This window comes from Micromonospora sp. D75 (assembly GCF_018070405.1).
GTDB lineage: Bacteria > Actinomycetota > Actinomycetes > Mycobacteriales > Micromonosporaceae > Micromonospora > Micromonospora chalcea.
The window spans coordinates 1-5,011 of the sequence record NZ_JAGPXV010000444.1 but is presented as its reverse complement, the minus strand read 5'-3'; the positions used below and the strand labels follow the sequence as shown (position 1 = coordinate 5,011).

General features: G+C 76.2%; 2 protein-coding genes. Both read left to right on the top strand.

The genetic code is table 11. The features are described 5' to 3' along the window. Positions 1-149: 149 nt before the first annotated feature. Positions 150-1,121, top strand: a complete 972-nt coding sequence (locus tag KBX39_RS22710) for a hypothetical protein (protein ID WP_043325264.1) — start codon at positions 150-152, stop codon at positions 1,119-1,121. Positions 1,122-1,153: 32 nt separating this feature from the next. Further along, positions 1,154-5,011 (top strand): type I polyketide synthase (locus tag KBX39_RS22705; RefSeq protein ID WP_210872411.1); only part of this gene is annotated, 3,858 nt, incomplete at its 3' end.

Genomic DNA, 5,011 nt, shown 5'->3' with positions numbered 1-5,011 from the left:
GTGCACATCGGCCTCGGCGACGTCACCGGGCCGGTCCAGGTCGACCTGGCCTGGCGGGACCGCACCGGCGCGCCACGCGCGCAGACGGTGACGCTCACCCCCGGCCGGCACGCGCTCACCCTCGGCACCCAGGCACAGGAGGCGAGTTCATGACGAAGCCACGCGACCCGCGAGTGACAGCGCTGCGCCGCTTCGCGATCTCGATCACCGTCCTCAACATCCTCGGCTACACGGTCCTCGGCTTCGAGCAGCCCGCGCTCTGGCCGGTGTATGCCGTGCTCACCGCGTACGCCGCCGAGCTGCTACTGGAGGCGGTGGGCGCCCGGGGTGAGGGCCGCGCCCCCCGGTACGCCGGCGGCGTGCGCAACCTGGTCGAGTTCCTCTTCCCCGCGCACATCACCGCGCTGGCGGTGAACATGCTGCTCTACACCAACGACCGGGTGCTGGTGATGCTCTTCGGCGTGCTGGTGGCGATCAGCGGCAAGTGGCTGCTGCGGGCGCCGGTCAACGGGCGGCTGCGGCACTTCATGAACCCGTCGAACTTCGGCATCGCGATCGTGCTGCTGCTGTTCCCGTGGGTCTCCATCGCGCCGCCGTACCACTTCACCGAGAACCTCTCCGGCCCCGCCGACTGGGCGATCGTGGCCGTGATCCTCGTCCTGGGCACGATGCTCAACGCAAAGCTCACCCGCCGGATGTGGCTGATCGCCGGCTGGCTGTCGATCTTCGTGGTGCAGTCGGTGGTCCGGGGCCTGGTGCTGGACACGTCGATCGTGGCCGCGCTGGCCACCATGACCGGTACCGCGTTCGTCCTGTTCACCAACTACATGATCACCGATCCGGGCACCACGCCGAGCCGGCCGGCCGCCCAGTTCGCGTTCGGTGGCGGCGTGGCGCTGGTGTACGGCGTGCTGACCGGCGCCTCGGTGACGTACGGGCTCTTCTTCGCCACCGCGATCGTCTGCCTGGTCCGCGGCACCTTCCTCTGGTCGCTGCACGCCTCGCGCCGCGAGCAGCGGCGCCGCGAGCAGGACCAACCCGTCTCGCCCGCAACGCCCGGGACACCGGCCACCGCCGGTCCCGTCTCCGCGGACAACGGCAAGCGGCCCGTGCCCGCCTGATCCGCGAATCGCACAACCCCAGGAGTGACGACATGAGCAGAATCGCGGTCGTCGGCATGAGCTGCCGCTACCCGGAAGCCGATTCGGTGGCCGACCTGTGGCGCAACGCCCTCAGCGGACGCCGCGCGTTCCGCCGGCTGCCGCCGGAGCGGATGAGCCTGGAGGACTACTGGGACGCCGACCCGGCCACCCCGGACCGTTTCTACAACCGGCACGCCGCCGTCATCGAGGGGTACACGTTCGACCGGATCCGGCACCGGATCGCCGGCAGCACCTACCGCTCCACCGACCTCACCCACTGGCTGGCGCTGGACGTGGCCGGCGAGGCGCTCGCCGACGCCGGCTGGCCGGACGGCGCCGGGCTGCCCCGGGACCGTACCGCCGTGGTGGTCGGCAACACCCTCACCGGCGAGTTCTCCCGCGCCAACGTGCTGCGGCTGCGCTGGCCGTACGTGCGCCGGGTGCTGGCCGCCGGGCTGCAGGAGCAGGGGTGGCCCGACCGGCGGATCGCGGAGTTCCTGGCGGTGACCGAGGAGCGGTACAAGAGCCCGTTCCCGCCGATCGACGAGGACACGCTCGCCGGTGGTCTCTCCAACACCATCGCCGGGCGGATCTGCAACCACTTCGACCTCGGTGGCGGCGGCTGGACGGTGGACGCCGCCTGCGCCTCCAGCCTGCTGTCCGTGGTCACCGCCGCGCGCGCCCTGGCCGACGGCGAGGTCGACGTGGCGGTGGCGGGCGGGGTGGACCTGTCCATCGACCCGTTCGAGATGGTCGGCTTCGCCAAGGCCGGCGCGCTGGCCCGCGACGAGATGCGGGTGTACGACGAGCGGTCGCAGGGCTTCTGGCCGGGCGAGGGCTGCGGCATGGTCGTGCTGATGCGCCACGACGACGCGGTGGCGCAGGGGCGCGTCGTGCACGCGACGATCGCCGGCTGGGGCGTCTCCTCCGACGGGCGCGGCGGGATGACCCGGCCCGAGGCGCAGGGCTACCGGCTGGCGCTGGACCGGGCGTACCAGCGGGCCGGCTTCGGCATCGGCACGGTCCCGCTCTTCGAGGGGCACGGCACCGGCACCGCCGTCGGCGACGCCACCGAACTGCGTGCCCTCTCCGCCGCCCGGCGCGACGCCGGAGCCACCGATCCGGCCGCCATCGGCTCCATCAAGGCGCTCATCGGGCACACCAAGGCCGCCGCCGGGGTGGCCGGGCTGATCAAGGCGACCATGGCGTTGCGGCACGCCATCGTCCCGCCCACCGCCGGGTGCGCCCGTCCCCGCGCGGAGCTGACCGCCGCGGACCGTACGCTGCGCGCCGCGCCGGTGGCCGAGCCGTGGCCGGACGGGGCGCCGCTGCGCGCCGGGGTCACCGCGATGGGCTTCGGCGGGATCAACACCCACCTGGTGCTGGAGGCCGGCCCGTCCGCCGTGCCGGAACGTGTCCGGCGGCAGCAGCTGCGGCTGGCCCGGCACACCCAGGACGCCGAGCTGCTGCTGCTCGACGCGGCCGACCCGGTGGCGCTGCGGGAACGGGTGGCCGCGCTGCTGGATCCGCTGGCCCGGCTGTCGTACGGCGAGCTGACCGACCTGGCCGGCGCTCTGGCCGGCGAGGTACGCGGCCGGCCGATGCGGCTGGCGGTGGTCGCCGCCTCCCCCGCCGAGGCGGTGGACCGGTTCGAGCGTGTCCTGGCGGCGCTCGACCGGGGCGAGGAGGAGCTGTTCGCCGACGGGCTGGCGTTGCGGCGCACGCTGCGCCCGGCCCGGCTCGGGTTCCTCTTCCCCGGCCAGGGCTCCGGCCGCGGCGTCGACGGAGGCGCGCTGGCCCGGCGTTTCCCGGCCGCCGCCGAGGTGCACCGCCTGGCGGCGCTGCCGGCCGACGCGGACCCGGTGGCCACCGAGGTGGCCCAGCCGCGAAACGCCGCGGGTTCCCTGGCCGGCCTGCGGGTGCTCACCGAACTGGGCGTCGAGGCGCGGGTGGCGGTCGGGCACAGCCTCGGCGAGATCACCGCGCTGCACTGGGCCGGCACCGTCGACGCGGAGGCGCTGCTGCGGATCGCCGCGGCGCGCGGCGCGGTCATGGCCGGCTGCCGGGAACCGGGCACGATGGCCGGCATCGCCGCCGACGACACCGTCACCGCCCGGCTGATCGGCGCCGAACCGGTGGTGGTGGCCGGCTACAACGGGCCGCGGCAGACGGTGGTCGCCGGCCCGTCCGACGCGGTCCGGCGGGTGTGCGAGCGGGCCACCGACGCCGGTGTGCACTGGGCGGACCTGGCCGTCTCGCACGCGTTCCACTCCCCGCTGATGGCGTCGGCCGCCCGCGAGTTCGGCGACTGGCTGGAAGGGGTCCGCCTGACCCCGCCGCGCCGGCCGGTGGTCTCCACAGTCACCGGCGCGGAGCTGACCTCCGGCACCGACCTGGCGGCGCTGCTGCGCCGGCAGATCACCGAGCCGGTGCGCTTCGCCGCGGCGGTCACCGAGGCCGGCCGGCGGGTGGACGCGCTGGTCGAGGTCGGTCCCGGCCAGGTGCTCGCGCGGATGGCCCGGGAGCTGGTCGACGTGCCGGTGTTCGCCACCGGCACGGACGCGCCGACGCTCGCCGGGTTCCTCGGCCCTGTCGGCGCGCTCTGGACGCTGGGCGCGCCCGTGGACCACGCCGCGCTGGTCAGCGACCGTCCGATCCGTCCGCTCGACCTGGCCGCGCGGCGGCGCTTCTTCGCCAACCCGTGCGAGGCCGCGCCCGCCGTGGCCGTGGCGGCGGCGTCCCCGACCGGGGCCACCCCGCAGGCCGCGGGCGGGCCGGTGACCGTCGACGAGACGGCCCCGGCCGGAGGCGGACCGGCGGCCGACCCGCTGGCGGTGCTGCGCCGGCTGGCCGCGTCCCGCGCGGAGCTGCCGCCCGAGAGCGTCGGCGCGGACACCCGGCTCCTCGACGGTCTGCACCTCAGCTCGATCGCCGTGGGTCAGCTGGTGAACGAGGCCGCCCGGGAACTCGGCCTGCCCGCGGTGCAGGCGCCGACGAACTTCGCCACCGCCACGCTGCGGGAGATCGCCGACGCGCTGCGGGAACTGGACCCGGCCGCCCCGCCCGCCGACCGGCGGGTGGACGGCGTCGCCCCGTGGGTGCGCGGTTTCACAGTCGAGCTGGTCGAGGAACCGGTGGAGCCGGCCGGCGCCGGCCCGGCCGGGCCGGGCACCTGGCGGCTGTACGCGCCGGCCGGGACCCCGTACGCGGAGGCGCTGCGCGACGCGCTCGCCGGTGCGGGCGTCGGCGGCGGCGTGCTGCTCTGCCCGGGCGAGGAGGTGGACCTGGACCTCGCGTTGCGCGCCGTCCAGGCGGCGGTGGCCCAGCCTCCGGGCAGCCGCCTGGTGGTCGTCCAGCACGGCCGGGGCGTCGCCGGGCTGGCCCGTACCGCCCGGCTGGAGGGCTCGGGTCTGCACGTGACGCTGGTCGAGGCGGCCCCGGCCGACGACCTGGTGGACCGGGTGGTGCGCGAGGTGGCGGCCACCGACGGGTACGCCGAGTCGCACCTCGGCCCGGACGGCCGGCGGCGGGTCCCCCTGCTGCGGCCGCTGCCGCCGCCCGGCCCGGCACGCCCGGGTCCGGCCGGTCCGTCGCTGCGGCCGGACGACGTCCTGCTGGTGACCGGCGGCGGGAAGGGCATCACCGCCGAGTGCGCGCTCGCCCTGGCCCGGGACACCGGGGCGCGGCTGGCCCTGCTCGGCCGGGCCGACCCGGCCGCGGACCCGGAGCTGGCCGCGAACCTGACCCGGATGCGGGAGGCGGGGGTGCGCCTGCGGTACGTGCGCGCCGACGTCACCGACCCGGAGGCGGTCCGCGCCGCGGTGGCGCAGGTACGCGCGCACCTGGGCCCGGTCGCCGGGGTCCTGCAC